Raw genomic sequence first — 23,820 nt, forward strand, 5'->3', positions numbered from 1 at the left:
GCGGATTTGTCTTAGTGGAAAATCCGGGCAAGGCAAAAGCCTTTCTTTCATCGCAAATGGGATAAGAAGGTGACGTACCGTTCACGACCTGCGAAAGGACGGAAAACGACAGTCCCGCCATGGGCGACGGAAAGTGATTCGACCGGATCGACGGTTTTTTGAGATGACGAAATTGTAAAAGAGCCGGGGTTTTCCACCCTAAACCCGAGTTTTCCAATATTGCCGGAAAATGCGGTGTAAAAATCACTAACGGCTTGAACAGGATTTGAAATCCGTTCATCAATTGGGCCGAAAATGTCATGGTTGCGGGCAATTTCCGCCACATTCGAAAGGCAATTCTTCATGCATGTAAGGTTTTCACGCAAATCCACGAAAGCTAGATCGATGCGTATGATGATTGCCGCCCTTCTGGCCACCGCCAACCTCCTGATGCCGATCAACGGCTTCGCCCAGAGCGTCGACGTGGAAGGCACGATCAGCAAGATCGACGCGAACGGTCTCAGTATCACGCTGAACGACGGCAAGACCTATCGTGTGCCGGAAGAATTCAATTTCGAAGGTCTGAAAGCGGGCGTGAAGGTCGTTGTCTTCTACACGGAAGTGGATGGGAAACGTGTGGTCGACGATCTGCAGGTTGTGGAGTAAGCAGCCGCCTACCAAGTCAAAACCTCCTTTGTGAAACGAGCGGGTGCCACCTGTTTCTTCTCCCCGACGGGGAGAAGTCCGCGGCAGCGGAATAAGGGGGCAAGCTCTCCGAAATCCGGCAACGTTGCCCCCTCATCCGACCCTTCGGGCCACCTTCTCCCCGGGGGAGAGAAGAAACAAGCTGCGATGTCCTGCCAATCATAGGAAAGCTGCCAGCCCCTAGGAAATCCAATCCACGCTGTTCCTGTCGATCTCGACCTTCAAAATCTGGTCCTGCGGGATTTGCGTCCGCGACGCCTCATCCTTGTCCATGCCTGAAACAAGTCTGAAAATCGAGCGGATGACGCCGCCATGGCAGACGCAGACGGTCGGCCGCTCCACGGAGGAGAGCCATGCGCCGATGCGCCAGGAGAGGATTTCATAGCTTTCGGCATCCTGGCCGGGGGGAATGAAATCCCACTTGTTGGCCTTGCGCGCCTTCACCCGGTCCGGAAATTCCTTCTTGAGCTCGGGCAACGTCTGCCCTTCCCAGTCACCGAAGGAAACTTCGATGAGGCGGTCGTCGGTGCGATAGGCCTTGGGATCGAGCCCCATCGCGCCGCGCATCAGTTCCATTGTCTCGCGCGTGCGCCCGAGCGGGCTTGCTACATAATCGAAATCCGCGGCCTGATCCCCCAGGAGGCGGGCGAGAAGCAGACCATTGCCGACCGCCTGCTGGCGGCCGAAATCATTGAGCGGAATGTCTTTCTGGCCCTGAAGCCGGCGTATCGCATTCCAGTCCGTTTGTCCGTGCCGGATCACATAGACGAGCAAGGCGATACCCCAGTTTCAAGCATTCCCGGTTGTCGTCAGTCCTTCACCACCGAAATGTCAGGCGCATCCACCGCCTTCATGCCGATGGTGTGGTAACCGGAATCGACATGGTGGATTTCGCCGGTCACGCCGGTCGAAAGGTCGGAGAGCAGGTAAAGCGCCGACTTGCCGACTTCCTCGATCGAAACGGTGCGCTTCAGCGGCGCATTATATTCGTTCCACTTGAGAATGTAACGGAAGTCGCCGATGCCGGAAGCAGCGAGCGTCTTGATAGGGCCGGCGGAAACGGCATTTACGCGGATGCCGCGATTGCCGAGGTCGACGGCGAGGTAACGCACGCTTGCCTCAAGCGCGGCCTTGGCCACGCCCATGACGTTGTAGTTCGGCATCACCTTTTCGGCGCCGTAATAGGTGAGCGTCACGATCGAACCACCGTCATTCATGACGGGCTCCGCCCGCTTGGCAACGGCGGCCAGCGAGAAGACGGAAATGTCCATGGTGCGGTTGAAATTGTCGCGGCTGGTGTCGAGGTAACGGCCGGTCAGCTCATCCTTGTCGGAAAAGGCAATGGCGTGTACGACGAAGTCGATCTTGCCCCAGTGCTTTTCCAGGCTGGCAAAAACCGCATCGATCGTCTCGAGATCGGTCACATCGCAGTGACCGGCCATGAAGGCGCCGAGTTCCTGGGCCAGCGGCTCGACACGCTTCTTCAGCGCATCGCCCTGCCAGGTGAGAGCCACTTCCGCACCCGCGTCGGCGCAGGCCTTGGCGATGCCCCAAGCGATGGAACGATTATTGGCGACACCCATGATGAGGCCGCGTTTGCCAGCCATGAGGCCGGATGCCTGAGCCATTTTATGCTCCCTAGTACTTTTGATCGGTCCTGCCTATGGCATAGGCTGCAATCCTGTTCAAGATTGCCAAGGATCATCAACTGTTAGGGAACGTAACAAAGGGTGCGTTGTCCCGGCTATTCGCAAAACTTTCACAAATAAAGGCCTTCGCGCATGTGGCGCATCAGGTCGGTCACCTTCTCATCGGGCTTCTCGTGCAGGACGATGCGCAGTTCGATGACGAGATCGCCGGAGCCGCCATTGCCGTCGGCAAGGCCCTTGCCGGCAATCCTGAGCGCGCGGTCCGAGCCTGACCAGGCTGGAATGGTGATGCTTTCCTCGCCAAGCGGCGTCTTGACCTTTGCTTCGCAGCCCAGAACCGCATCGCTGAGCGAGATCGGCAACGTTGTGTGGATATCGAAGCCACGAAGGGAAAACGCATCCTCGCGTGCGGTCAGCAATGTCACGGCGAGATCGCCGCGGGCCATGTTCGGAAGCTTCAGCCCCTGTCCCTTCAGCCGCACCACATGTCCGTCGGTCATGCCGGCTTCCAGCTGGAAGCGAACCTCTCGTTCATCGGCAAGCGATACGGTAATCCACTTTTGCTCCAGCAGATCGGCGACCGTGACGATGGCCTCCGCCGTGATATCGGGCGCCTTTTCGGGAGCTGGTTGCGGCGTGCGGAACCGGCGTACGAGAGCGCTGAAGAGATTGGCGGCAAGCGAGACGGGCGCGGCCCTGTCATCGCCAGCGCCGGACTGGGCGGTCTCGCCGGCGGCAGGCGCATCGCCTCTTACGGCGCTTGCGGCAGCCTTTGCCGCTTCCGCCGCCTGCTGTACCTTGGGATCGTTCTGTGCCTCCGCGCCGAAAATCCGCTTGACGATGTCTTCGGCACTTTCCGTCCTGGCGTCGGTTTTCTGGCCGGTCTGCGTCCGGTTGCGGGCGTCCGCCCGGGCCAGTTCTTCCATCAGCTTTTCGGCCGCCCTGGCGCGTTCAGCCGCCTCGCGCGCGGCCTCCCGCTGCTGCATGATGGTCTGATCGCGCTGCTTTTTTTCTGCAGCCTTGCGGGCCTGATCGTAGAGATCGCGCTTTTTCGGGTCTTTCAGAAGGTCGTAGGCCTGTCCGATCTCGGCGAATCGCGCCGAGGCATCGGGATCGTCGCGATTGGCGTCCGGATGAACGGTTTTCGCCTTCGTGCGCCAGGCGGCCTTGATTTCCTCGTGGCGGGCGTCACGTTTTACGCCGAGGATCGAATATGGATCGCGCATGCGAAACACCAGTTACGTTGGCTCAGGCGCCTGCCGCCCGTCATGGCGCAATCCTGAAGCTAACCCCTCCGAAAAGGGGTGCCCGCGATCATTCGCCTGCACGCCCTCGGTTTAATCAACGTCGACTGTTGCAATAAGTTGCTAATCACTCCTTTACGGAGCAGGTTCGACGCACCGGGGCCGCGCCTATTCCCCATGGAAGGGTAAACAGATTATTTCTGCTCGAAGCGGGTCATCAACCATTCGCCGGTTTCCGACAGGCAGGCCTGTCCGGAATAAGCTGCCACCCCTTCGAAGGAGTGGCGCGTTGTCTTGAAATCGCGGCAGACGAAACCGCTTGATTTGTCTTCGTGAATGGCGGTCACGACGCCGGCGCTGCCGGTGGCGGCGTTCGCCCAGGGCAGCGGCTGGTCGGCAAGTTTGGCGAGATCGGCCGATGTCACCGCATTGCGAATGGTCACATCGTCGGTCTGGGCGCTGCCATTCTGCTGGTTCGGCACGGAGGCGGTGGAAAGCGAGCGGTCAACCTTGTCGCCGCCGAACAGATCGAGGCTGACGCATCCGCTCAGCACCGCAAGCATCGACACGACGGCGGAAACTTCCGCTACCGACGAAAGGAGGCTCTTTGTTCGACTGTTCGACTTTGCTATGACGGTCACCATCTTTCACCAGAGATCATCTCTGGGGTCCAAATCAGCTCGGGAGCATTTTAGTCAATATGTCGGAAACGGGGTTAACATCCAGTGACTTCACGGAAGAAAATGAACCTTTCACGCTTTTTGCCGAATGGCTGAAGGATGCGACGGCTTCCGAGATCAACGATCCGAACGCGGTGGCACTCGCCACCGTGGACGAAAATGGCCTGCCGAATGTGCGCATGGTGCTGCTGAAAGGCGTCGATGACCGAGGCTTCGTGTTCTACACGAATTTCGAAAGCCAGAAGGGCCGGGAGATCCTCGGCCAGAAAAAAGCGGCCATGTGTTTCCACTGGAAGAGCCTGCGACGTCAGGTGCGCCTGCGCGGCGAGGTGGAGATCGTGAGCGACGAGGAGGCGGATGCCTATTACGCCTCCCGGCCGCGCGGCAGCCGCATCGGCGCCTGGGCCTCCAAGCAGTCACGGCCGCTGGAAGGCCGTTTCGCGCTGGAAAAGGCGGTGGCTGAATATACCGCCAAATATGCGATCGGCGATATTCCGCGCCCGTCCCATTGGTCCGGTTTTCGCATTCGCCCCGTCAGCATCGAATTCTGGCATGACCGCAAGTTCCGCCTGCATGACCGCATCGAATTCCGCCGCGACACGCCAGACGGTGCCTGGTCCAAGGTCCGAATGTACCCCTAAGGGCGTCAGGCCGCGCCATTGGCGCCTGCCTGTTTAAGCAGCAAATCAAACAGCGCCGGGCCAAGGGTGGCCCGGCAGACGCTCCATCCGCCGTCCATAAGCGCTTTCGAATCGACGCTGCCGGAGAATCGTGATTAGAGTTGGATATAACGAACAAAGGATGAACAAATGCTTCTGTCCATGATACGCCAGTTCGAGGCTGCCTCGCAGAAATATGCCGATGAAAACGGGATCGCCCGTGATCCCGACTGGTTCATGCTGAAGCTTCAGGAGGAGGTGGGCGAGGTTACGCAGGCCTGGAACCGGCTGACAGGGCGGGGGCGCAGCAGCGGCAGAAGCGAAGAGGAGATGAAGCGTGATCTGGCTGACGAAACCGCCGATCTGCTCGGCCACGTACTGCTGCTGGCGCATCGCAACGGTCTCGATCTCGAAAATGCGATAGAACGCAAGTGGCGCTTCAAGCCGGGGGCCTGACGCTCCGCCGAGGACCATTCGATCCTGCTGCGTCGCGCCTCCGCGATCCGCTAGGAGAACGCGATGACAAAGAACAGGATCGCAAGAGCGGCAGCTACAGGTGCCATGACCAGCTGCTCCGGGCGGCTTTTCGACATTGCGTTCAATCCGATGCTCACCGCCATGTAACAGGCGATGATCCAGATTCCAGGTTCAACCCAGCCAGACGGCCAGATGTCGGCCCAACCCGCCTTTTGCAGTGGGAAGGAAACGAAAAGCGCATAAATGAGCGGTGTCGCTGCGCTGGCTATCCTTTGCCGTCCCGGCAATACCGTGTGCACGCCGCCCCAGGCGAGGCCGCCGAAAGGGGCGCCGGCGGCGAGCGCAATCTGGAACAGGGACAGAACCAGCAGTATCAGCGTTATGAGTGACGCGGCGACAGGCGTCATGATTACCCCGGTTATGGATACGCCGGCAGAGGCATTTGCCCAGTAGCGGCGCCCCAGCCCGACACGTGTTTCATCATGACGCCAAATCGCGAAGCACGTATGACGCCGTTTCGCGCCCCCAGCCCGATTTTCATTCTACTCAGGCCTGCGCTTTTTGCAGAAGGTCGGCCACCATATGCAGGTCGCTGGCGACGGCCACGCATTTCTCCCGCATTTCCTCGGTCGGCGGCGCAACGTCGGGCACCATGATCGTCATCATGCCCGCCGATGTCGCCGAGCGTACACCCGAGTATGAATCCTCCAGGGCAAGACAGCGCCCGGGATCAAGGGACAGTCGTCGCGCGGCTGTCAGATAGGGCATGGGCGCCGGTTTCGGCTCCGTATAGTCGCCGCGCGCGACAATTGTGTCGAAGCGTTTGAGAAGATCGTGGGGCCCAAGATGGCGCGTCACCGAATCGTGCCGCGACGAGGTGGCGATGGCGCGGCGGATATCGAGGCTGTCGAGAAGGTCGAGGATCTCGGTGACGCCCGGCTTCAACGCCACGCCACCAGCCATCATCACGCCAAGATGCCGGAGCCAGGCGTCTCGGAAACTGTCGATGGGAAAATCCGCGCCATAATCAGCAAAAATGGTGCCGGTGATGAAGTCCCACGGGCTGCCGCAGACCTTCTGATAGGTCTCCACCCTCATGCCGTGGCCGCCTTCTTCCGAAGCCGCCAGAAATGAATCGCGATAGAGCCGCTCGCTCTCGATCAGCAATCCGTCCATGTCGAAAACCACGGCCCGCGGGAGAAAAGGCAGCATGGCTCAACCGAACCGGAAAGGGCGTTCGCCAAGGCTCTCGAACGGACGGATCAGGTAACCATCCGGATCGGCGACGATGAACTGCCGGTTGCCCACTTCGACCGTGCCGCGCCTGTACCATTTTTCTTCCAGCGGCATGACGAGGTCGATGGAGGATCGCTCCAGCCGGGAAAGAATGGGTTGCAGCGAGGGGACGGCAAGCTGCAGGTTCATGCCGCGGCCAAACGGAAATTCGAGCACGGCATTATCAGTCACGAATGTCCGCGTCGCGCCAATCTGGTCGATCATCAGCTGGGCATCCCCCAGCGCCAGATAGGTAAAGCCCTCTTCGGGGCGCTCATAGACCACATGAAAACCGATCAGGTCGCAATAAAATGCGCGGCTTTTCTGCCAGTCGCTGACGGCAAGTTCAGGAACGAGGGCATTTCGTATGATGGTCATGGTCTCCTTTGCGCATCGGCCGGATCGGGATGTGGCCTTAGGGTAGGGGCTGATCTTAACGTCTTCCCGGCGGCATGCCAGAGGAAACCGCATCATGGCAGCCATGTGTGTGATCAGGGGCTGGGGCGAGCGGCGCGGGGCCTACTTTCCTTGTGGCCCCATTCATTGTGCCCGCCGAGAGCCCTACGCCTTCGTGCCGCCCACGGTGATCTGGTCCATGCGCAGATGCGGCTGGCCGACGCCAACAGGCACCCATTGCCCGGCCTTGCCGCAATTGCCGATGCCGGTATCGAGTTTCGAATCATTGCCGATCATCGAGACGCGCTTCATCGCATCCGGCCCGTTGCCGATCAGCATGGCGCCCTTCACCGGCGCGCCGATCTTGCCGTTTTCGATGAGATAGGCCTCGGTGCAGCCGAACACGAATTTACCCGAGGTGATATCGACCTGGCCTCCGCCGAAGGAGACGGCATAGATGCCCTTCTTGACGGAGGCGATGATCTCTTCCGGCGTCTTGTCGCCCGACAGCATGTAGGTATTGGTCATGCGCGGCATCGGCACATAGGCATAACCCTGACGGCGACCGTTGCCGGTGGGCGTCGCACCCATCAGCCGGGCGTTCTGGCGGTCCTGCATGTAGCCCACCAGCTTGCCGTTCTCGATTAGCACGTTGTAACCGGAAGGGGTGCCTTCATCGTCCACGGTCAGCGAGCCGCGGCGGCTGTCGATAGTGCCGTCGTCCACCACGGTCACGCCGGGCGCGGCGACCATTTCGCCCATCAGGCCGGCGAATGCGGACGTCTTCTTGCGGTTGAAATCGCCTTCCAGACCGTGACCCACGGCCTCATGCAGCATCACACCCGGCCAGCCGGAGCCCAGCACCACATCCATGGTGCCGGCCGGCGCATCGATGGCGGTGAGGTTGACGAGCGCCTGACGCAAAGCCTCATCGGCGCCGCGCTGCCAGTTTTCCGTGGTAATGAAATCGCCGAAACCAACCCGGCCGCCAATGCCATAGGAGCCGCTTTCCTGCCGATCGCCTTCACCCGCCACGACGGAGATGTTGATGCGGGTCATCGGCCTGATGTCACTGACGCGGTGGCCATCGGCGCGCAGAATGTCAACCACCTGCCAGCTTGCGGAAATCGTCGCCGTCACCTGCCGGACATTGGGGTTCTTGTCACGCAGATAGGCATCGATATCGGTGAGAAGCTTCACCTTCTCTTCGAAGCTCGGGCTGCCGATGGGATTCTCGTCGCCATAGAGCTTCTTGTTGGTGCGCTGCGGTGCGGCGGCATAGGAGCCGGAATAACCTCTCGTCACTGCGCTGACCGCATCCGATGCACGTTTCAGCGCGCTTTGCGAAAGCTCGCCCGCATGGGCGTAACCCACCGTCTCGCCGGCGACCGCCCGCAGGCCGAAACCCTGGTCTGTATTGAAGGAACCGCCCTTGAGCCGGCCATTATCGAAAGTCAGCGACTCGGCCTGCGCATGTTCGATGAAAAGCTCGCCATCGTCAGCGCCGGCGAGCGCCTCGCCGACGAGCTTGCGCAATTGCGTTTCGTCGCAATCGAAGAGTTTTACAAGATCGTCGGTCATAGGAGGCTCCAGTCATTATCGTTCATGACCGATTTAGGCACTGGAGCGGGCGGACGCAAGGCTGTCCGGTACGGCAGGCTTCAAGGAAGCGCGTCGTAACCTTCGGCAAACCCCGTCAGTTCGATCGGAATGCCGACGCGGTCCTGATCGACGGATTCACGCAGTGCAAAAACGGCGTTCTTGCCGGCGCGCAGAACCTTCAGCAACTCGTCGTCAATATCAACTTCCACATAGCAGCCTTCGGAGAAGCAGCGGGTGAAATAGGCGCGGCCAATATTGTTATTGTCGATATAGAGTTCCATGCCGTCCTTCAGAAGCACGCCCAGCGGTGCGAGGATGCGGAGGATGCGCGACTTGCGGTCGGCCGTCTTCAGCACCACCACTGAAAGACCGACTTCCGGGCGGTCGTCGGCAATCACGTTCTGCATCAGGGCGCATTGTTCTTCCGAAGCGCCCGCCGGCTTGTCACAGATGACAGACCATGCGCCATGCGTCGACTTCGGCGTTCCGGGCTGCGGCTGTTGCGCCAGCGCCGCGGCGGCGGGGGCGATGATGGCAAGACCGGCGGCGGCAAGAAAAGTGCGCGCGAGCGGGGAAAGACGCATGGATACCTCTGGGATTCGAATCAGTGCGGCTATTTTGACGCCATAATCCGGAAAAAAAAGCCTCGGGCTTTCAATTCCAGCCGAGTTGGGCGGAAATAGGACCTATCGGTCCTGATGGCAGCCGGATTTGTTCGCGGCATCGGTCGTCATCCCGCGATCAAACCGGCTGGAAGACGGGGCTTGCCGCATTTTTTCGTCGCGAAATCGTCTTCGGCAGACGAGCCGACGCACAGGCTGCAGGAAAGTCGCGCGCGGATTGATCAATGGCAAAATTGGGGCGCATCCGTGGCGTGACGCATATTGCGGCAGAGGGCAAACTGTGGTTTGAAGTTATTACCATTAGCATGGATTCTGCGCCTGTGATTGATCTGGATCAGGCGCGTGAGGGAGAGGGTACCGTGAGGAATAGGATTTACGCAGCACTGGCGGGGATGACCTGTCTGCTCACGGCTGTCGGCGCCCACGCCGATCAGCCGGTGCATTGGCAAATGGGCATGCAGGAGGCCGCCACGCCGATCATGCACGAAATACGCTGGTTCGAACAATATACGCTCTGGTTCATTGTTCCGGTTACGCTTTTCGTTCTTGCGCTGCTCATCGTCGTCGTTCTGAAATTCCGCGCTTCGGCCAATCCCGTGCCTTCGAAGACCAGCCACAACACGGCAATCGAAGTGGTCTGGACGCTGGCGCCGGTTCTCATTCTCCTGTTCCTTGCTTTCCCGTCGTTCAATCTTTTGAACGCGCAGCTCACACAGCCGGAAAACCCCGACGTGACGCTGAAGGCGACCGCCACGCAGTGGCTGTGGAGCTACGAATATACGGCTGCCGAGGGCGCCGAGCCGGTCTCCTTCGACAGCTACATGCTGAAGGATCAGGATCGCGCCGCCGCCGGCAAGGAGGACAAGGCCCGCTATCCGCGTCTTCTCGCAGTAGACAATGAAATGGTTGTCCCGGTCGGCAAGACCGTTCGCCTGCTCGTCACCGCCGCGCCGACGGATGTGATCCATTCCTTCGCCATGCCGGCTTTCGGCGTCAAGATCGACGCTGTTCCGGGCCGCCTGAACGAAACCTGGTTCAAGGCGGAAAAAGAAGGCCTTTATTACGGCCAGTGTTCCGAGCTTTGCGGCAAGGATCACGCCTTCATGCCCATCGCCATTCGGGTGGTTTCCGAACAGCAATACAACACCTGGCTCGCCGCCGCCGGTTCTGACCTGAACGGCGCGAACCGGGCGCTGATGGCCTCTGTCGATGGCGCTCCGCGCACCGTCGACGTTGCCGCCAACGAAACCAACTGATTCTGGAGTGAGGACAATGGCTGGACTTTCCGCACACGACGATCATCACTCGCATGGTCATTCCGCACATGATGGGCACGCGCATGACGACCATTCGCATGATGCACATCATTCTCATACGCCGGGCTTCTTCGCCCGCTGGTTCCTGTCCACCAACCATAAGGACATCGGCACGCTATACCTGATCTTTGCGATCATGGCCGGCATCGTCGGCGGCGGGCTTTCCGTCGTCATGCGCATGGAACTGCAGGAACCGGGCATCCAGATTTTCCACGGTCTGGCCTCCATGGTCTACGGCTTTGAGGGCGACGCTGCCATCGACGGCGGCAAGCACATGTTTAACGTGTTCACCACCGCACACGCCCTGATCATGATCTTCTTCATGGTCATGCCGGCGCTGATCGGCGGTTTCGCCAACTGGATGATCCCGATCATGATCGGTGCGCCGGACATGGCTTTCCCGCGCCTGAACAACATCTCCTTCTGGCTGATCGTTCCGGCCTTCATCCTGCTCATTCTGTCGCTCTTCGTCGAAGGGCCGGCGGGTGCTTATGGTGTCGGCGGCGGGTGGACCATGTATCCGCCTCTGTCGACAAACGGCATGCCCGGACCGGCCGTGGATCTGGCGATCTTTGCGCTGCACGTTTCGGGCGCGTCGTCCATCCTCGGTGCGATCAACTTCATCACCACCATCCTCAACATGCGCGCCCCGGGCATGACGCTGCACAAGATGCCGCTCTTCGCCTGGTCGGTGCTCGTCACTGCGTTCCTGCTGCTGCTTTCGCTGCCGGTTCTGGCGGGCGGCATCACCATGCTTCTGACGGACCGCAATTTCGGCACGGCATTTTTCTCGCCGGAAGGCGGCGGTGACCCGATCCTCTATCAGCACCTGTTCTGGTTCTTCGGCCATCCGGAAGTGTACATCCTGATCCTGCCCGGCTTCGGCATCATCAGCCACATCGTGTCCACCTTCTCGAAGAAGCCCGTCTTCGGTTATCTCGGCATGGCTTACGCCATGGTCGCGATCGGCGCGGTCGGCTTCATCGTCTGGGCGCACCACATGTACACGGTTGGCCTGTCGCTGGAAGCACAACGCTACTTCGTCTTCGCAACCATGGTCATCGCGGTGCCGACAGGCATCAAGATTTTCTCGTGGATCGCGACGATGTGGGGCGGCTCGCTGACCTTCTCGACACCAATGGTCTGGGCAATCGGATTCATCTTCCTGTTCACGGTCGGTGGCGTCACGGGCGTCCAGCTCGCCAATGCCGGTCTCGACCGCTCGCTGCACGATACCTATTACGTGGTGGCCCATTTCCACTACGTTCTGTCGCTCGGCGCCGTCTTTGCGATCTTCGCCGGCTGGTATTACTGGTTCCCGAAGATTTCCGGCTACATGTACAGCGAGTTCATCGGAAAACTGCATTTCTGGGTCATGTTCGTCGGTGTGAACCTGATCTTCTTCCCGCAGCACTTCCTCGGTCTTGCCGGCATGCCGCGCCGTTACATCGATTATCCCGATGCCTATGCCGGCTGGAACCTGGTGTCGTCCTACGGGTCCTATATTTCGGCCGTCGGCGTGCTGATCTTCCTTTTCGGTGTCTGGGAAGCTTTCGCCAAGAAGCGGATCGCCGGCAACAATCCCTGGGGTGAAGGCGCGACGACGCTCGAATGGCAGCTGTCTTCCCCGCCGCCGTACCACCAGTGGGAACAGCTTCCGCGCATTCGCTGATGCACGGATCGGGACGCGCGGTAAGGCTCGCGGGTCCCGAGCGCTGAGAAAGAGGGCGGCACGGTCAGGCCCGTGCCGTTTTCCCGAACGGGCTGCCTTTACTGCCGCGTGACATTTTGTCCAAGCGATGCTTGCCTTCCAGCGTGATACATGCGCCGGGATATGATAAATGCCAGTTTTGGCCTTTATGAATGGCAAGCGCAGACGAATGGCGGCAGGACACGGCGTAAGGCCGGGCAGATGGCATCGGTTTAACCGGCTGCCGGTCAGGCCGTGACGTTCGGGACCCATGGATCGACGCATCGCGCATTCCGGAACTCTCACTCGTGTTTCCGGCCAATGCAGGAATGTCGCGACAGGCGGCGTTCGAAGGAAGCAGGACAGGAAATGACCGTTATCGACAATCGCGAAATGCTGGGCGCGGAAAGCTCCGAACTCTCGGAAGCCGGCGCGCGCGATTATTTCGAATTGCTGAAACCTCGCGTCATGTCGCTCGTGGTCTTCACGGCCTTTGCGGGCCTCGTGCTGGCGCCGGGTGAAATCAACCCGATACTCGGCATCATCGCTATTCTCTGCATCGCCGTCGGCGCGGGCGCGTCCGGTGCGCTCAACATGTGGTACGATGCCGATATCGATGCCGTCATGAGCCGCACCGCCAGGCGACCGATCCCGTCCGGCCGTATCACCCCGCGCGAGGCGCTGGCCTTTGGCCTGACGCTGTCGGCCTTCTCGGTAGTCATTCTCGGCCTTGCGATCAACTGGTTCTCGGCCGGTCTTCTGGCCTTCACCATCTTCTTTTATGCTGTCATCTATACGATGTGGCTGAAACGCTCGACGCCGCAGAACATCGTGATCGGCGGCGCGGCAGGCGCTTTCCCGCCCATGCTTGGCTGGGCCTGCGTCACCGGCGGCGTTTCGCTGGACAGCATCATCCTGTTCCTCATCATCTTCCTGTGGACGCCTGCGCATTTCTGGGCGCTGGCCCTGTTCAAGATGCGTGATTATGGCGCCGTTGGCATTCCGATGATGCCGAATGTTGCTGGCGAGCGCTCCACCAAGAACCAGATGATCTGTTATGCGGTGTTGACCGCAGCCGCAGCCGTCGCGCCTTATTTCACTGGTCTGGCAAGCGCCGGTTACGGTATTTTCGCGGCAGTGCTGAGCGCCATCTTCGTATACTGTTCGCTCGATGTCCGGCGCATGCCGGAGGGTGACGAAAAGATGTTGCCGGCCAAGAAGATGTTCGCTTATTCGGTGCTTTACCTTTTTGCGATTTTCTCCGGTCTTCTGGCCGATCATTTCGCGCCGGCCCTGAAGGCCGTCATGTCGGGAGTCCTGTGATGGAAACGGTGGAACTGAGCGCGGCGCAGAAAAAATCGAGACGCGGGCGCAATATTGCGCTCGGCGTCCTGCTCGCCGGTCTGGTGGTGCTATTCTACATCATCACCATCATCAAGATCGGTTCGCACTGACGGGCTGATCGAGGGGGAAGGAGGAGGATATGGCGAATATGGAAGCGCAGACAACGGGGACCGAGCGGCAACGGGTGAGCAATCGCTCCATCCTCGTGCTCTGTCTGGTGTTTTTCTGCGCCATGATCGGCATGGCCTACGCCGCCGTGCCGCTTTATACGCTGTTCTGCCGTGTCACCGGTTACAACGGCACGACCCAGCGCGTCGAGCAATATTCCGATGTGATCCTCGACAAGACCATCAACGTCACCTTTGACGCCAATACGTCGAACGGCCTCAACTGGGATTTCCAGCCGGTCGACAGGAAGGTCACGCCGAAGATCGGCGAAACGGTGCAGGTGACCTTCAAGGCGACGAACCGTTCACCGGTGGCGACCACAGGCACGGCGGTCTTCAACGTCACCCCCATGGAAGCCGGCGCCTATTTCAACAAGGTGGAGTGCTTCTGCTTCACCGAAACGACGCTGCAGCCCGGCGAAACGCTGGAAATGCCGGTGGTGTTCTTCGTCGATCCTGACATCGCCACGGCGCGCGAGACCAAGAGCATTCATACTTTAACGCTGTCCTATACGTTTTATCCGGCCAAAACCGAAAAACCGGTTGCGTCCTTGCCGGTAAAAACCGAATCTGGCGAAAGCAAATTGTGAGAGGAGATCCGGCCTTTGCCGAGGCCGGATCAGGGAAGAGACACCAGGGGATTGTCGCAATGGCAGATACGCATCAGAAGAACCACGATTACCACATTATCGATCCAAGCCCCTGGCCGCTTCTGGCCTCGATCGGCGCTTTCATCCTGACTTTCGGTGGCGTTTGTTACATGCGTTACCTGTCGGGGGGCTCCTTCAAGCTGTTCGGCGCGGAACTCGCCAATCCCTGGCTGTTCTATATCGGTCTCGTCATCGTGCTCTACACCATGTATGCGTGGTGGGCGGATACGATCAAGGAAGGCCGCGAAGGCAATCACACCCGCGTCGTTTCGCTGCATCTGCGTTACGGCATGATCATGTTCATCGCCTCAGAGGTGATGTTCTTCGTCGCATGGTTCTGGGCATATTTCGATGCCAGCCTCTTCCCCCACGAAGCTATTCAGGCGTCGCGTCTCGAATATACCGGCGGACAATGGCCGCCCAAGGGCATCGAAGTCATCGATCCATGGCATCTGCCGCTCTACAACACCGTCATCCTGCTGCTGTCGGGCACCTGTGTCACCTGGGCGCATCATGCTCTGCTGCACAATGACCGCAAGGGCCTGATATCGGGTCTGGTGCTCACCGTTGCGCTTGGCGTGCTGTTCTCCACCGTGCAGGTTTACGAATACATGCACGCCCCGTTCGACTTCAAGAATTCGATCTACGGCGCGACCTTCTTCATGGCCACCGGTTTCCACGGTTTCCACGTCTTCGTGGGCACGGTGTTCCTGCTGGTCTGCCTGTTCCGCGCCATTGCCGGTGGGTTCACGCCCACGCAGCATTTCGGTTTCGAAGCCGCTGCCTGGTACTGGCACTTCGTTGACGTCGTCTGGCTGTTCCTGTTCTTCGCCATCTATATCTGGGGTGGCTGGGGCGCGCCAATTCACGGCTGATAGGGCCAAGGGGCCAAAGCAAGGCATCCGGTGGAGCGAGCGGGTGCAATCGTTTCTTCTCCCCGCCGGGGAGAAGTCCGCGGCAGCGGGATGGGAGGGCTCCGGTAGAGATATCCGGAGAGCTTGCCCTCTCATCGGCCCTTCGGGCTACCTTCTCCCCGGCGGGAGAAGAAGACGCGACGCGATCGAGCAAGAAACAAGTGCCCGGGTTTTGAGGCAGGTTTCCAAGAGATCGACGTCGCCCTCGGACTTTGGCCGACTTTGCGGGAGGTTTCACCATGTCAGAGCCATCAGGCAGCAAGTTCGCCCCGGTCGACCCGATCAAGGTGGGCTTGAAGGGCTGCTGCCCTCGCTGCGGCAACGGGCGCCTTTTCGATGGTTTTCTGACGGTAAAACCCGCCTGCAGCGCATGCGGACTGGATTACGGTTTTGCCGATGCGGGTGATGGCCCGGCGGTTTTCGTCATGCTGATCGTCGGTTTTCTGGTTGTCGGGCTGGCGCTCTGGTTCGATCAGCATTTTGCGCCGCCCGTCTGGGTGCATGTCATCTTGTGGTTGCCATTCACGGTGATTGTCTCCCTCGTGCTGCTGCGCAAGCTGAAGGGCATCATGATTGCGCTGCAATACCGCAACAATGCAAGCGAAGGCAGGCTTGACCGTGAATGACGTGTCCCACATGAAGGCGGCGGAAAGGCGGGTCTGGTTCGCTGCGCCGCTGGTTCTGCTGGCGCTTGCCATTCTTCTCGGGCTCGGCACCTGGCAGGTAAAGCGGCTTTACTGGAAAGAGGCACTTCTCGCCGATATAGAAGAACGGCGAAATGCTGCCCCCGCCACGGTTGCCGAAATAGAGGCGATTGCCAAAAGCGGCGGCGATATCGAGTATCGCAAGGTCAGTCTGTCCGGTACCTTCGATCACGCCCGCGAGCGGCATTTCTTCGCCACCCACCAGGGCAGAACCGGCTATCACATCTATACGCCGCTGACGCTTGCCGATGGCCGCGTCCTCTTCGTCAATCGCGGTTTTGTGCCCTTCGAGATGAAGGATCCGGCCAAGCGATCCGAGGGGCAGGTGACGGGCGAGGTGACGATTACGGGGCTGGCGCGTGCGCCGCTTATCGCCAAGCCTTCCTCGCTGCTGCCGGACAACGATATCGCCAAGAACATATTCTACTGGAAGGATCTGGCGGCCATGGCCTCCAGTGCGGATATTCCGCCGGACCGGCTGGTCAAGCTTTTCGTGGATGCCGATGCCGCCCCCAATCCCGGCGGCTGGCCGCAGGGCGGGGTGACGCTGATAGATTTGCCCAATAATCACCTGCAATATGCGATAACGTGGTATGGTCTGGCTGCAGCCCTTGTCATCGTCGCCGGTTTTGCCTATTTCCGGAACCACAAGGCGCGCGATGAATAGTGCGCCTGCCGCCCGGCAGGGCTGGCCATCGGCAGGGCACGGAGCACGCCTAAGGAGCTGGAATGAACATCGCCGTTTCCAAACCCCCTTTGACGATAAGGCTGTGCGGACCCCGTGGCTTTTGCGCGGGCGTGGACCGGGCGATCCAGATCGTCGTGCTGGCGCTGAAGGCCTATGGCGCCCCCGTTTATGTTCGCCACGAAATCGTGCATAACCGCTATGTGGTGGAAGGGCTGGAAGCCAAGGGTGCGGTCTTCGTCGAGGAACTGCATGAAATTCCGGCCGAACATCGCGAGCAGCCGGTGGTTTTCTCGGCGCATGGCGTTCCTAAATCCGTGCCTGAGGATGCGCAGGCGCGCAACCTGTTTTATCTCGATGCCACTTGCCCGCTGGTCTCCAAGGTCCACAAGCAGGCCATGCGCCACCAGCGCCTCGGCCGCCATGTGGTGCTGATCGGCCATGCCGGTCATCCAGAGGTCATCGGCACCATGGGCCAGCTTCCCGAAGGCACCGTCTCGCTCATCGAAACGGTGGAGGATGCCGACCGTTATGAGCCGCTGGACCGCGAAAATCTCGGCTTTGTCACCCAGACGACCCTGTCGGTCGATGACACGGCGGGCGTGATCGCCAGGCTGCAGGAACGCTTCCCGGCCATTCAGGCGCCCGCCGCCGACAGCATCTGTTACGCGACCACCAACCGTCAGGATGCGGTGAAACAGGCAGCGCCCGGCTGCGACCTGTTCATCGTCGTCGGCGCCCCCAATTCCTCCAATTCCAAGCGGCTGGTGGAAGTGGCCCTGCGTGCGGGTGCGAAGCGCTCTGTCCTGGTGCAGCGGGCCTCCGAAATCGACTGGAATGAAATCGGCGATATCCGCACCGTCGGTCTCTCGGCCGGTGCATCCGCTCCTGAAGTCATCGTCGATGAAATCATCGAAGCCTTCAAGGCGCGTTTCGACACCACGCTCGATCTCGCCGTGACGGTTGAGGAAACGGAACATTTCCTCGTCAATCGCGAGTTGCGCAGCATCGAGCTGACGACGGATGATATGGCTTTCGTCAACGGCAATGCCAGCAACGCGCTGCCGCCTAAGGCTGCAGCCGGCGCCTGACATGGTTTGGCGGGAAGGGTGGTATTCGCCCCGCGCCGCTCTGCCGGATTTCCACTCCATCCTTCACCAAGAGATTTAAAATTGGCAGTTTATACTGATATCACCGAAGATGATCTGAGGAATTTCCTCACGCAGTACGACGTCGGCAGCCTCACTTCCTACAAGGGCATTGCCGAAGGCGTCGAAAACTCCAATTTCCTGCTGCATACCACCAAGGACCCGCTGATCCTGACGCTTTATGAAAAGCGTGTGGAAAAATCCGATCTGCCTTTCTTCCTCGGCCTCATGCAGCATCTGGCCGCCAAAGGCCTGTCCTGCCCCTTACCACTACCGCGCAAGGATGGCGAGTTGCTGGGAGAGCTGTCGGGCCGCCCCGCCGCGCTTATCTCCTTCCTTGAAGGAATGTGGCTGAGAAAGCCGGAGGCGAAACATTGCCGCGAAGTCGGCAAGGCGCTGGCCGCCATGCATCTGGCGGGCGAAGGTTTCGAGATCAAGCGGCCGAACGCGCTCTCCGTCGAGGGCTGGAAGGTGCTGTGGGAGAAATCCGAAGACCGCGCGGACGAGGTGGAGAAGGGGCTGAAGGACGAGATTCGCCCCGAGATCGATTATCTCGCGGCGCATTGGCCGAAGGACCTGCAGGCCGGTGTCATCCATGCGGATTTGTTTCAGGACAATGTGTTCTTCCTCGGCGACGAACTCTCCGGTCTGATCGACTTTTATTTCGCCTGCAACGATCTGCTCGCTTATGATGTGTCGATCTGCCTCAATGCCTGGTGCTTTGAAAAGGATGGCGCTTACAATGTCACCAAGGGCAAGGCGTTGCTGGAAGGTTACCAGTCCGTGCGGCCGCTCAGTGAAGCGGAGCTGGAAGCCCTGCCGCTTCTGGCGCGCGGTTCGGCTCTGCGCTTCTTCCTGACGCGGCTTTACGACTGGCTGACAACGCCGGAGGGCGCGCTGGTGGTGAAAAAAGACCCGCTGGAATATCTGCGCAAGCTGCGGTTCCACCGTTCCATCGCCACTGTCGCCGAATACGGGCTGGCCGGCGAATGAAGCATGTCGATATTTTCACCGATGGCGCCTGCTCCGGCAATCCGGGTCCGGGAGGCTGGGGTGCGGTACTGCGTTACGGCGAGGTGGAGAAGGAACTCTGCGGCGGCGAGGCCGAGACCACCAACAACCGCATGGAACTGATGGCGGCGATTTCCGCACTCAATGCGCTCAAGGCCCCCTGCGAAGTCGATCTTTACACCGACAGCGCCTATGTGAAGGACGGCATCACCAAGTGGATTTTCGGCTGGAAAAAGAAGGGCTGGAAGACAGCCGATAACAAGCCGGTCAAGAATGTCGAGCTGTGGCAGGCACTGGAAGTGGCGCGCGAGCGCCACAAGGTTACCTTGCACTGGGTGAAGGGCCATGCCGGCCATCCGGAAAACGAGCGCGCCGATGAATTGGCGCGAAAAGGCATGGAGCCTTTCAAACGGCGGTAATGCAAGACTGCTCTATTTTCCGCCGGACAAAATCCGAGCCGGCACGCCCCCATCCGGGGTTGTGAAAACCGAAACCCGACCTATCTTGTCGTCAAGGGGTGCTCCGATGGTGCCCAACGGAGGAGAAAAATCCGGATGATCCTGCATTGTGTCTTTCTACGCTTCAAGGCCGCGACGGCCGCTTCTGAAAAACATTCAATTTTCGAGGCGATCGCCGCCCTGAAAGACGTGATACCCGGCATCGTCGATGTGAAATACGGACAGAACGTTTCACCCGAAGGGCTGAATGGCGGTTTTGTCGATGGCTTCATCGTGACGCTTGAAAGCCCGGAAGCCCGGGACGAATATCTTGCCCACCCCAGGCATATGGAGGTGGGGGAGCGCCTCGTGTCACTCACCGATGGCGGTCTTGCCGGGCTTCTGGTGTTTGATATGAATGTTTGAGAAGGCGGCTCCTCGCCGCTCTCTTCCCTCATGCTCGGGCCCGCCCCAAACATCTGCAGCATTTCGTTTTTGGTGAAATGATTGGATCCCCGGGACAAGCCCGAGGATTTATGGCTCGGCCTGTGGCCAAACATTTGGCCTTAAAGCTGCTCGATCATCGCCGCAGCGGCAGAGACCGTCGCCTGACCGGGGTTCTCTTCCACGTTGAGTGACTTCACGACTCCGTCTTCCACCAGCATCGAATAACGCTTGGAGCGCACGCCGAGGCCGCCGGCGGAGAGGTCGGCATCAAGGCCGAGCGCCTTGGTGAAGGACGCATCCCAGTCGGCGAGGAAGTGGATTTTGCCCTGACCGCCCGAAGATTGCGCCCATGCGCCCATTACATGCCAGTCGTTGACGGCAACGACGGCGATATCGTCAACGCCTTTGGCCAGAATAGTGTCGCGGTTTTCCAGGTAACCCGGCAGGTGGTTCAGCGAGCAGGTGGGGGTGAAAGCGCCGGGAACGGCAAAGAGAACAACCTTCTTCCCGCCGAAAAGCGCGTCCGTGGTGGTTTCCACCGGGCCATCGGCCGTCTTTTCCTTGAAGGTTGCGGAAGGCAGTTTATCGCCGATCTTGATGGTCATGTCCGTGCTCCTATGGCCGTTCGGTTCGCGCGACTATAGGGTTTGCCAGGGAAAAGTGGAACCCGGTTTTCCCTGGAAGACAAACGAAAACAAGCTGTCCGGATACTGGCAGGTTCGCAACGAATCCAACGGTATCAGGAGCACGGAAATGAAATCCGCCATGCGGTTTTCACGGTGGATTCCACCGCGGAGCCACCGTTCAGGGCTTCGGGAAATTCAGCATCGTCTCCATGGCCCGGTCGCCCGATTTGACCAGAATGGGCCAGCTGTTGCCCTGCACCTGATAGGTTTTCGGCAGGCCCTTGATGTTCATGTAGAAGGAGAGCTTGCGCTTGTCGCGTACGAGGTTCTGCGGCTCGTAATAGGCAAAACCCGAGGGGCCGGCGATGAAGATTTCGGTCTCCTTCGGCGCGTTTTCCGGAAGCTGCAGCTGCACGCCGAGCATGGTCTTGTCGGGCGTGATGTGGAAATCGATCACCTTGAAATCGTCGGATGCCGCTTCGGGCAGTGTTTCGCGCGCCTCCTCGAGAAGGCGGCGCTCCTCGCTGTCATCATCACCAGCCGTGCCCCGGTCGATGGAGAACTTCGCCTCGAAGGGGATACAGATATTCTGGCAGACGCCGATGAATGCGGTGAGGTCGATCTTCCCGCCAGCTGCCGGATCGGTAACCTTCAGCTGAAAGGGAATGCTGACGGCGTGGTCATAACCGATATCGGTTATATCGCCGTTTTCGATCAACTTCGGAACCGGATAGGCCATGGCGGTCAGCATCGCACCGCTGGTCGGATCAGGCGTGATCTGCGGCGGTATGCCTGCTTCTCCGGGTTCGCGCCAATAGGTTATCCAGCCGTCCTTCGGCTCGATCTGCAATACGCCGCGCACCACGCCGTTTGCATCCACGGCAAGGCTCGCGACGCGCATCTGGCCGCCCTCGCTCCTGGCCCAGTCGGTAATGTCGGCCCGGGCGGCTTGCATGCCGCCAAGGAGGGCGGCAAAAGCAGCCGCGAGGTGAAGATGTGAAAATCGAAAGAATAACCTGACGCTCATGCTTCCCGTCTAACCCAACATCGACCGGCGGACCAGTTACGAATTCGTGGGGTTCATCATTTTCGGTTGATTGATCGGGCGGTATGCCGCATCCTGTCCTTTGTCGAAGTGCGAACGCCGTTTTCCGTTAAACGACGGAATTCGGCCTGCTGGAGGCGCCTGTGAGCTTTTCAACCCTGATGGACAAGCGCGAACGTGGCTTTCTCGACGGCCAGTTCCTCATCGCGATGCCGGGGCTGGACGACGGCAATTTTGCCCGTGCGGTGATCTATATCTGCGCCCACTCGGACGCCGGGGCCATGGGTTTCATCATCAACCGGCCGCAGCAGATTACCTTCACGGACATACTGCTCCACCTGAAACTGGTGGACAGCAACGACGCCATCATGCTGCCCAACCGCACCCGTGAGTTCCCGATCCAGTGCGGCGGCCCGGTGGAATCCGGCCGAGGTTTCGTTCTGCATTCGGATGACTATTTAAGCGAATCCAGCATTCCCGTCAGCGATGACATTTCGCTGACCGCAACGCTGGATATCGTGCGCGCCATTTCCAACGGCCGCGGCCCGCAAAGGGCCACCATGATGCTCGGTTATGCCGGCTGGGGGCCAGGCCAACTGGAAAACGAGATCGCCAATAATGGCTGGCTGAACTGCCCGGCTGCGGAGGAGCTGATTTTCGACCGCGGGCTGGACAATAAATACGAGCGGGCGCTCGCCCTGATGGGCGTTGATGCACGCATGCTCTCCACAGATGCGGGGCATGCCTGAGCCTCATCTTCCCGCTCGTTTTGGCTGGAACCATTCTTCTCCCTTTGGCGTTACTTACCCGGAAAGCCGCACAGACAGTACGGTTCAACTAGGGAGCAGTAATATGGGTAGCACATCTGACAAGGTCGCCGGTAAAGCCAATGAAGTTGCTGGTAAGGTGAAGAAGAACGTCGGTGAAGCGACCGGCAATAATGAGTTGCGTGCCAAGGGTGCCGCCCAGGAAACCAAGGGCAAGGTACAGTCCTCCGTCGGCAAGGCGAAGGATGCCGTAAAGGGTGCCGTCGACCGCATGTAATATCGCCGGATTGATTGCGCCTCTCTGATGATGGGGCGCGCGGAGCGCATGTGTTCAAGAGCACATGCGCTCTTGTCGTCTGAGCGCCGGAACGCTCTTCCTGTTGCGCCGTTCATGTCGATGTCCCAGATTTGCCTCCGACCAACTGATCCATCGCAAGGGTTTCATCGATGAAGCTTTTTTCCTGCGCATCCTGCGGCCAGCCGGTGCATTTCGACAATCGTTTTTGCGTTTCCTGCGGTCATCGTCTTGCCTTCGTGCCGGAGCGCCTGTCCATGGAGGCGCTGGCCCCGGCCGGTGAGCCAAACTGGCAGATCGTCGCGGAACCGCAAAAACAGGTGCGGTTTTGCGCCAATGAAGTGAACGATATCTGCAACTGGTCGGTGCCCGCGGGAAGCGAAAGCGCATTTTGCCCTGCCTGCAGCCACAATCGCCTTGTGCCCGACATTGCGACGCAACAGGGCATTGAGCAATGGCGTCGTATCAGCCAGGCGCAGCGTCATCTGTTTTATTCTATCCTGCGGCTCGGCCTCCCGCATCCCAACCGTGATGCCGATCCCGCTGGCGGCCTTGTCTTCGACTTTCTGGTGGATGAGGTGGCGCCAGATGGTTCCGTCATTCCGGCCATGACCGGTCATGACGAAGGGCTGATCGCCATTCGTGCGGCCGAGGCCGACGATGCTACGCGCGAACAGGTGCGCGCCAATATGAACGAGCCGTACCGCACAATGCTCGGCCATTTCCGCCACGAAGTCGGTCACTTCATCTGGAACAAGCTCGTACGCGATGCAAACCGACTGGAGGCCTGCCGCGCCGTCTTTGGCGACGACAGAGAAGATTATGGCGCTGCCCTGCAACGCAATTACGAGGAGGGTCCACGTCCCGACTGGCAGGACAGCTTCATCAGTTCGTATGCCTCCGTCCACCCCTGGGAGGATTTTGCCGAGTGTTTCGCGCATTATCTGCATATCGTCGATACGCTTGAGACCGCGCGCGCCTTTGGCGTGGCAATCGACCCCGACGGGCATGAAGAAATGGCGGCGGAGGTGACTTTCGATCCTTACAATGCCCGCAGCGCTGCACAGCTGGTCAAGGCCTGGATTCCGCTCAGCGTTGCGATCAACTCTATCCAGCGCAGCATGGGGGAGGCGGACCTCTATCCCTTCGTCCTGACGCCGCCGGTTGTTGCGAAGATGGAGTTCATTCACGACCTGCTGCATGGGAGGGTGGCGGCGGATGCGTCAACACCGGTGCAGGCTGCCGTGGTTCAGTGAATATTCGACAAGCGAGGAGTAAAAGCCGG

Annotated in this window: 30 protein-coding genes; 18 read left to right on the forward strand and 12 right to left on the reverse strand. The window is 59.7% G+C overall.

All coding sequences use genetic code 11. The features are described from left to right. Positions 1 to 47: 47 nt before the first annotated feature. On the reverse strand, positions 48 to 344 hold the full coding sequence (locus BTN45_RS01910) for a hypothetical protein (protein WP_207588733.1): 297 nt from the start codon (positions 342 to 344) through the stop codon (positions 48 to 50). Between the two features lie 40 nt (positions 345 to 384). Between BTN45_RS01910 and BTN45_RS01915 the strand changes: the two genes are divergently transcribed. Beyond that, a complete protein-coding gene (locus BTN45_RS01915; RefSeq protein WP_006699882.1) occupies positions 385 to 645 on the forward strand; it encodes a DUF1344 domain-containing protein in 261 nt (86 codons plus the stop codon). 219 nt (positions 646 to 864) lie between these two features. Here the strand turns inward: BTN45_RS01915 and BTN45_RS01920 are convergent, their stop codons facing one another. From BTN45_RS01920 to BTN45_RS01935, 4 genes are all read right to left on the reverse strand, one after another. Further along, positions 865 to 1,458 carry a histidine phosphatase family protein gene (locus BTN45_RS01920; RefSeq protein WP_072494046.1) on the reverse strand — a complete coding sequence of 198 codons (594 nt, stop codon included), beginning with the start codon at positions 1,456 to 1,458 and terminating at the stop codon, positions 865 to 867. Between the two features lie 35 nt (positions 1,459 to 1,493). Beyond that, positions 1,494 to 2,312, reverse strand: coding sequence for an enoyl-ACP reductase FabI (gene fabI / locus BTN45_RS01925; RefSeq protein ID WP_004440350.1), 819 nt, complete (start codon positions 2,310 to 2,312; stop codon positions 1,494 to 1,496). Between the two features lie 131 nt (positions 2,313 to 2,443). Continuing rightward, positions 2,444 to 3,559: a DnaJ C-terminal domain-containing protein gene (locus tag BTN45_RS01930; protein WP_207588734.1), complete on the reverse strand. Its 1,116-nt coding sequence runs from the start codon at positions 3,557 to 3,559 to the stop codon at positions 2,444 to 2,446. Between the two features lie 212 nt (positions 3,560 to 3,771). After that, positions 3,772 to 4,221, reverse strand: coding sequence for an RT0821/Lpp0805 family surface protein (locus tag BTN45_RS01935; protein ID WP_004440354.1), 450 nt, complete (start codon positions 4,219 to 4,221; stop codon positions 3,772 to 3,774). Positions 4,222 to 4,277: 56 nt separating this feature from the next. On the opposite strand from BTN45_RS01935, the gene pdxH reads away from it, so the two are divergent. Together pdxH and BTN45_RS01945 are read left to right on the forward strand one after the other, a co-directional pair. Then, a complete protein-coding gene (gene pdxH / locus BTN45_RS01940; protein WP_006699879.1) occupies positions 4,278 to 4,898 on the forward strand; it encodes a pyridoxamine 5'-phosphate oxidase in 621 nt (206 codons plus the stop codon). Between the two features lie 168 nt (positions 4,899 to 5,066). Continuing rightward, the gene (locus tag BTN45_RS01945) at positions 5,067 to 5,372 is read left to right on the forward strand and encodes a MazG nucleotide pyrophosphohydrolase domain-containing protein (protein WP_207588735.1); all 306 of its coding nucleotides are present in this window, start codon (positions 5,067 to 5,069) and stop codon (positions 5,370 to 5,372) included. 50 nt (positions 5,373 to 5,422) lie between these two features. On the opposite strand, the gene BTN45_RS01950 is transcribed toward BTN45_RS01945, so the two are convergent. The 5 genes from BTN45_RS01950 to BTN45_RS01970 all read right to left on the reverse strand — a co-directional run bounded on the left by BTN45_RS01950 (position 5,423) and on the right by BTN45_RS01970 (position 9,250). Beyond that, the gene (locus BTN45_RS01950; protein ID WP_207588737.1) at positions 5,423 to 5,800 is read right to left on the reverse strand and encodes a hypothetical protein; all 378 of its coding nucleotides are present in this window, start codon (positions 5,798 to 5,800) and stop codon (positions 5,423 to 5,425) included. Between the two features lie 139 nt (positions 5,801 to 5,939). Next, entirely contained in the window at positions 5,940 to 6,605 is a 666-nt protein-coding gene (locus BTN45_RS01955) for an HAD family phosphatase (protein WP_207588739.1), read from the reverse strand. Positions 6,606 to 6,608: 3 nt separating this feature from the next. After that, positions 6,609 to 7,046 carry a VOC family protein gene (locus tag BTN45_RS01960; RefSeq protein WP_006699875.1) on the reverse strand — a complete coding sequence of 146 codons (438 nt, stop codon included), beginning with the start codon at positions 7,044 to 7,046 and terminating at the stop codon, positions 6,609 to 6,611. A 183-nt stretch (positions 7,047 to 7,229) separates the two neighbouring features. Next, positions 7,230 to 8,645, reverse strand: a complete 1,416-nt coding sequence (gene tldD, locus BTN45_RS01965) for a metalloprotease TldD (RefSeq protein ID WP_207588741.1) — start codon at positions 8,643 to 8,645, stop codon at positions 7,230 to 7,232. 80 nt (positions 8,646 to 8,725) lie between these two features. Then, entirely contained in the window at positions 8,726 to 9,250 is a 525-nt protein-coding gene (locus BTN45_RS01970; protein WP_022555736.1) for an invasion associated locus B family protein, read from the reverse strand. 398 nt (positions 9,251 to 9,648) lie between these two features. Here BTN45_RS01970 and coxB point away from each other — a divergent pair, with 398 nt between their 5' ends. From coxB to BTN45_RS02025, 12 genes are all read left to right on the forward strand, one after another. Next, positions 9,649 to 10,545, forward strand: a complete 897-nt coding sequence (gene coxB / locus BTN45_RS01975) for a cytochrome c oxidase subunit II (protein ID WP_092651238.1) — start codon at positions 9,649 to 9,651, stop codon at positions 10,543 to 10,545. 16 nt (positions 10,546 to 10,561) lie between these two features. Continuing rightward, positions 10,562 to 12,277 carry a cytochrome c oxidase subunit I gene (gene ctaD, locus BTN45_RS01980; protein WP_207588743.1) on the forward strand — a complete coding sequence of 572 codons (1,716 nt, stop codon included), beginning with the start codon at positions 10,562 to 10,564 and terminating at the stop codon, positions 12,275 to 12,277. A gap of 387 nt (positions 12,278 to 12,664) precedes the next feature. Continuing rightward, on the forward strand, positions 12,665 to 13,618 hold the full coding sequence (locus BTN45_RS01985; RefSeq protein WP_004440366.1) for a heme o synthase: 954 nt from the start codon (positions 12,665 to 12,667) through the stop codon (positions 13,616 to 13,618). Next, positions 13,618 to 13,749, forward strand: coding sequence for a hypothetical protein (locus tag BTN45_RS26590; protein ID WP_003521105.1), 132 nt, complete (start codon positions 13,618 to 13,620; stop codon positions 13,747 to 13,749). Before BTN45_RS01985 ends, BTN45_RS26590 begins: the two co-directional genes overlap by 1 nt. Before the next feature lie 29 nt (positions 13,750 to 13,778). Continuing rightward, on the forward strand, positions 13,779 to 14,396 hold the full coding sequence (locus tag BTN45_RS01990; protein ID WP_004440369.1) for a cytochrome c oxidase assembly protein: 618 nt from the start codon (positions 13,779 to 13,781) through the stop codon (positions 14,394 to 14,396). Between the two features lie 59 nt (positions 14,397 to 14,455). Further along, a complete protein-coding gene (locus BTN45_RS01995; protein ID WP_004440371.1) occupies positions 14,456 to 15,331 on the forward strand; it encodes a cytochrome c oxidase subunit 3 in 876 nt (291 codons plus the stop codon). 278 nt (positions 15,332 to 15,609) lie between these two features. Then, the gene (locus BTN45_RS02000) at positions 15,610 to 15,996 is read left to right on the forward strand and encodes a DUF983 domain-containing protein (protein WP_004440372.1); all 387 of its coding nucleotides are present in this window, start codon (positions 15,610 to 15,612) and stop codon (positions 15,994 to 15,996) included. Between the two features lie 10 nt (positions 15,997 to 16,006). Then, positions 16,007 to 16,741 carry an SURF1 family protein gene (locus BTN45_RS02005; protein ID WP_207589606.1) on the forward strand — a complete coding sequence of 245 codons (735 nt, stop codon included), beginning with the start codon at positions 16,007 to 16,009 and terminating at the stop codon, positions 16,739 to 16,741. A gap of 62 nt (positions 16,742 to 16,803) precedes the next feature. Then, positions 16,804 to 17,850: a 4-hydroxy-3-methylbut-2-enyl diphosphate reductase gene (gene ispH, locus BTN45_RS02010; protein ID WP_004440375.1), complete on the forward strand. Its 1,047-nt coding sequence runs from the start codon at positions 16,804 to 16,806 to the stop codon at positions 17,848 to 17,850. 81 nt (positions 17,851 to 17,931) lie between these two features. Further along, positions 17,932 to 18,900: a homoserine kinase gene (locus BTN45_RS02015; RefSeq protein ID WP_207588746.1), complete on the forward strand. Its 969-nt coding sequence runs from the start codon at positions 17,932 to 17,934 to the stop codon at positions 18,898 to 18,900. Beyond that, the gene (rnhA, locus tag BTN45_RS02020) at positions 18,897 to 19,337 is read left to right on the forward strand and encodes a ribonuclease HI (RefSeq protein ID WP_004440380.1); all 441 of its coding nucleotides are present in this window, start codon (positions 18,897 to 18,899) and stop codon (positions 19,335 to 19,337) included. Before BTN45_RS02015 ends, rnhA begins: the two co-directional genes overlap by 4 nt. 135 nt (positions 19,338 to 19,472) lie before the next feature. Further along, complete coding sequence (locus BTN45_RS02025) at positions 19,473 to 19,781, forward strand: Dabb family protein (protein WP_207588747.1); 309 nt, start codon at positions 19,473 to 19,475, stop codon at positions 19,779 to 19,781. Positions 19,782 to 19,921: 140 nt separating this feature from the next. Here BTN45_RS02025 and BTN45_RS02030 read toward each other — a convergent pair whose 3' ends face one another. Further along, a complete protein-coding gene (locus BTN45_RS02030) occupies positions 19,922 to 20,407 on the reverse strand; it encodes a peroxiredoxin (protein ID WP_006699978.1) in 486 nt (161 codons plus the stop codon). 199 nt (positions 20,408 to 20,606) lie between these two features. Beyond that, entirely contained in the window at positions 20,607 to 21,455 is an 849-nt protein-coding gene (locus BTN45_RS02035) for a protein-disulfide reductase DsbD domain-containing protein (RefSeq protein ID WP_207588748.1), read from the reverse strand. A 161-nt stretch (positions 21,456 to 21,616) separates the two neighbouring features. Here BTN45_RS02035 and BTN45_RS02040 point away from each other — a divergent pair, with 161 nt between their 5' ends. From BTN45_RS02040 to BTN45_RS02050, 3 genes are all read left to right on the forward strand, one after another. Beyond that, positions 21,617 to 22,222: a YqgE/AlgH family protein gene (locus BTN45_RS02040; RefSeq protein ID WP_004440387.1), complete on the forward strand. Its 606-nt coding sequence runs from the start codon at positions 21,617 to 21,619 to the stop codon at positions 22,220 to 22,222. Between the two features lie 103 nt (positions 22,223 to 22,325). Continuing rightward, on the forward strand, positions 22,326 to 22,517 hold the full coding sequence (locus tag BTN45_RS02045) for a CsbD family protein (RefSeq protein WP_004440389.1): 192 nt from the start codon (positions 22,326 to 22,328) through the stop codon (positions 22,515 to 22,517). Between the two features lie 170 nt (positions 22,518 to 22,687). After that, positions 22,688 to 23,791: a putative zinc-binding metallopeptidase gene (locus BTN45_RS02050; protein WP_037090776.1), complete on the forward strand. Its 1,104-nt coding sequence runs from the start codon at positions 22,688 to 22,690 to the stop codon at positions 23,789 to 23,791. Positions 23,792 to 23,820: the final 29 nt, after the last annotated feature.

This window comes from Rhizobium sp. ZX09 (genome assembly GCF_017357485.1).
Classification (GTDB): domain Bacteria; phylum Pseudomonadota; class Alphaproteobacteria; order Rhizobiales; family Rhizobiaceae; genus Agrobacterium; species Agrobacterium pusense.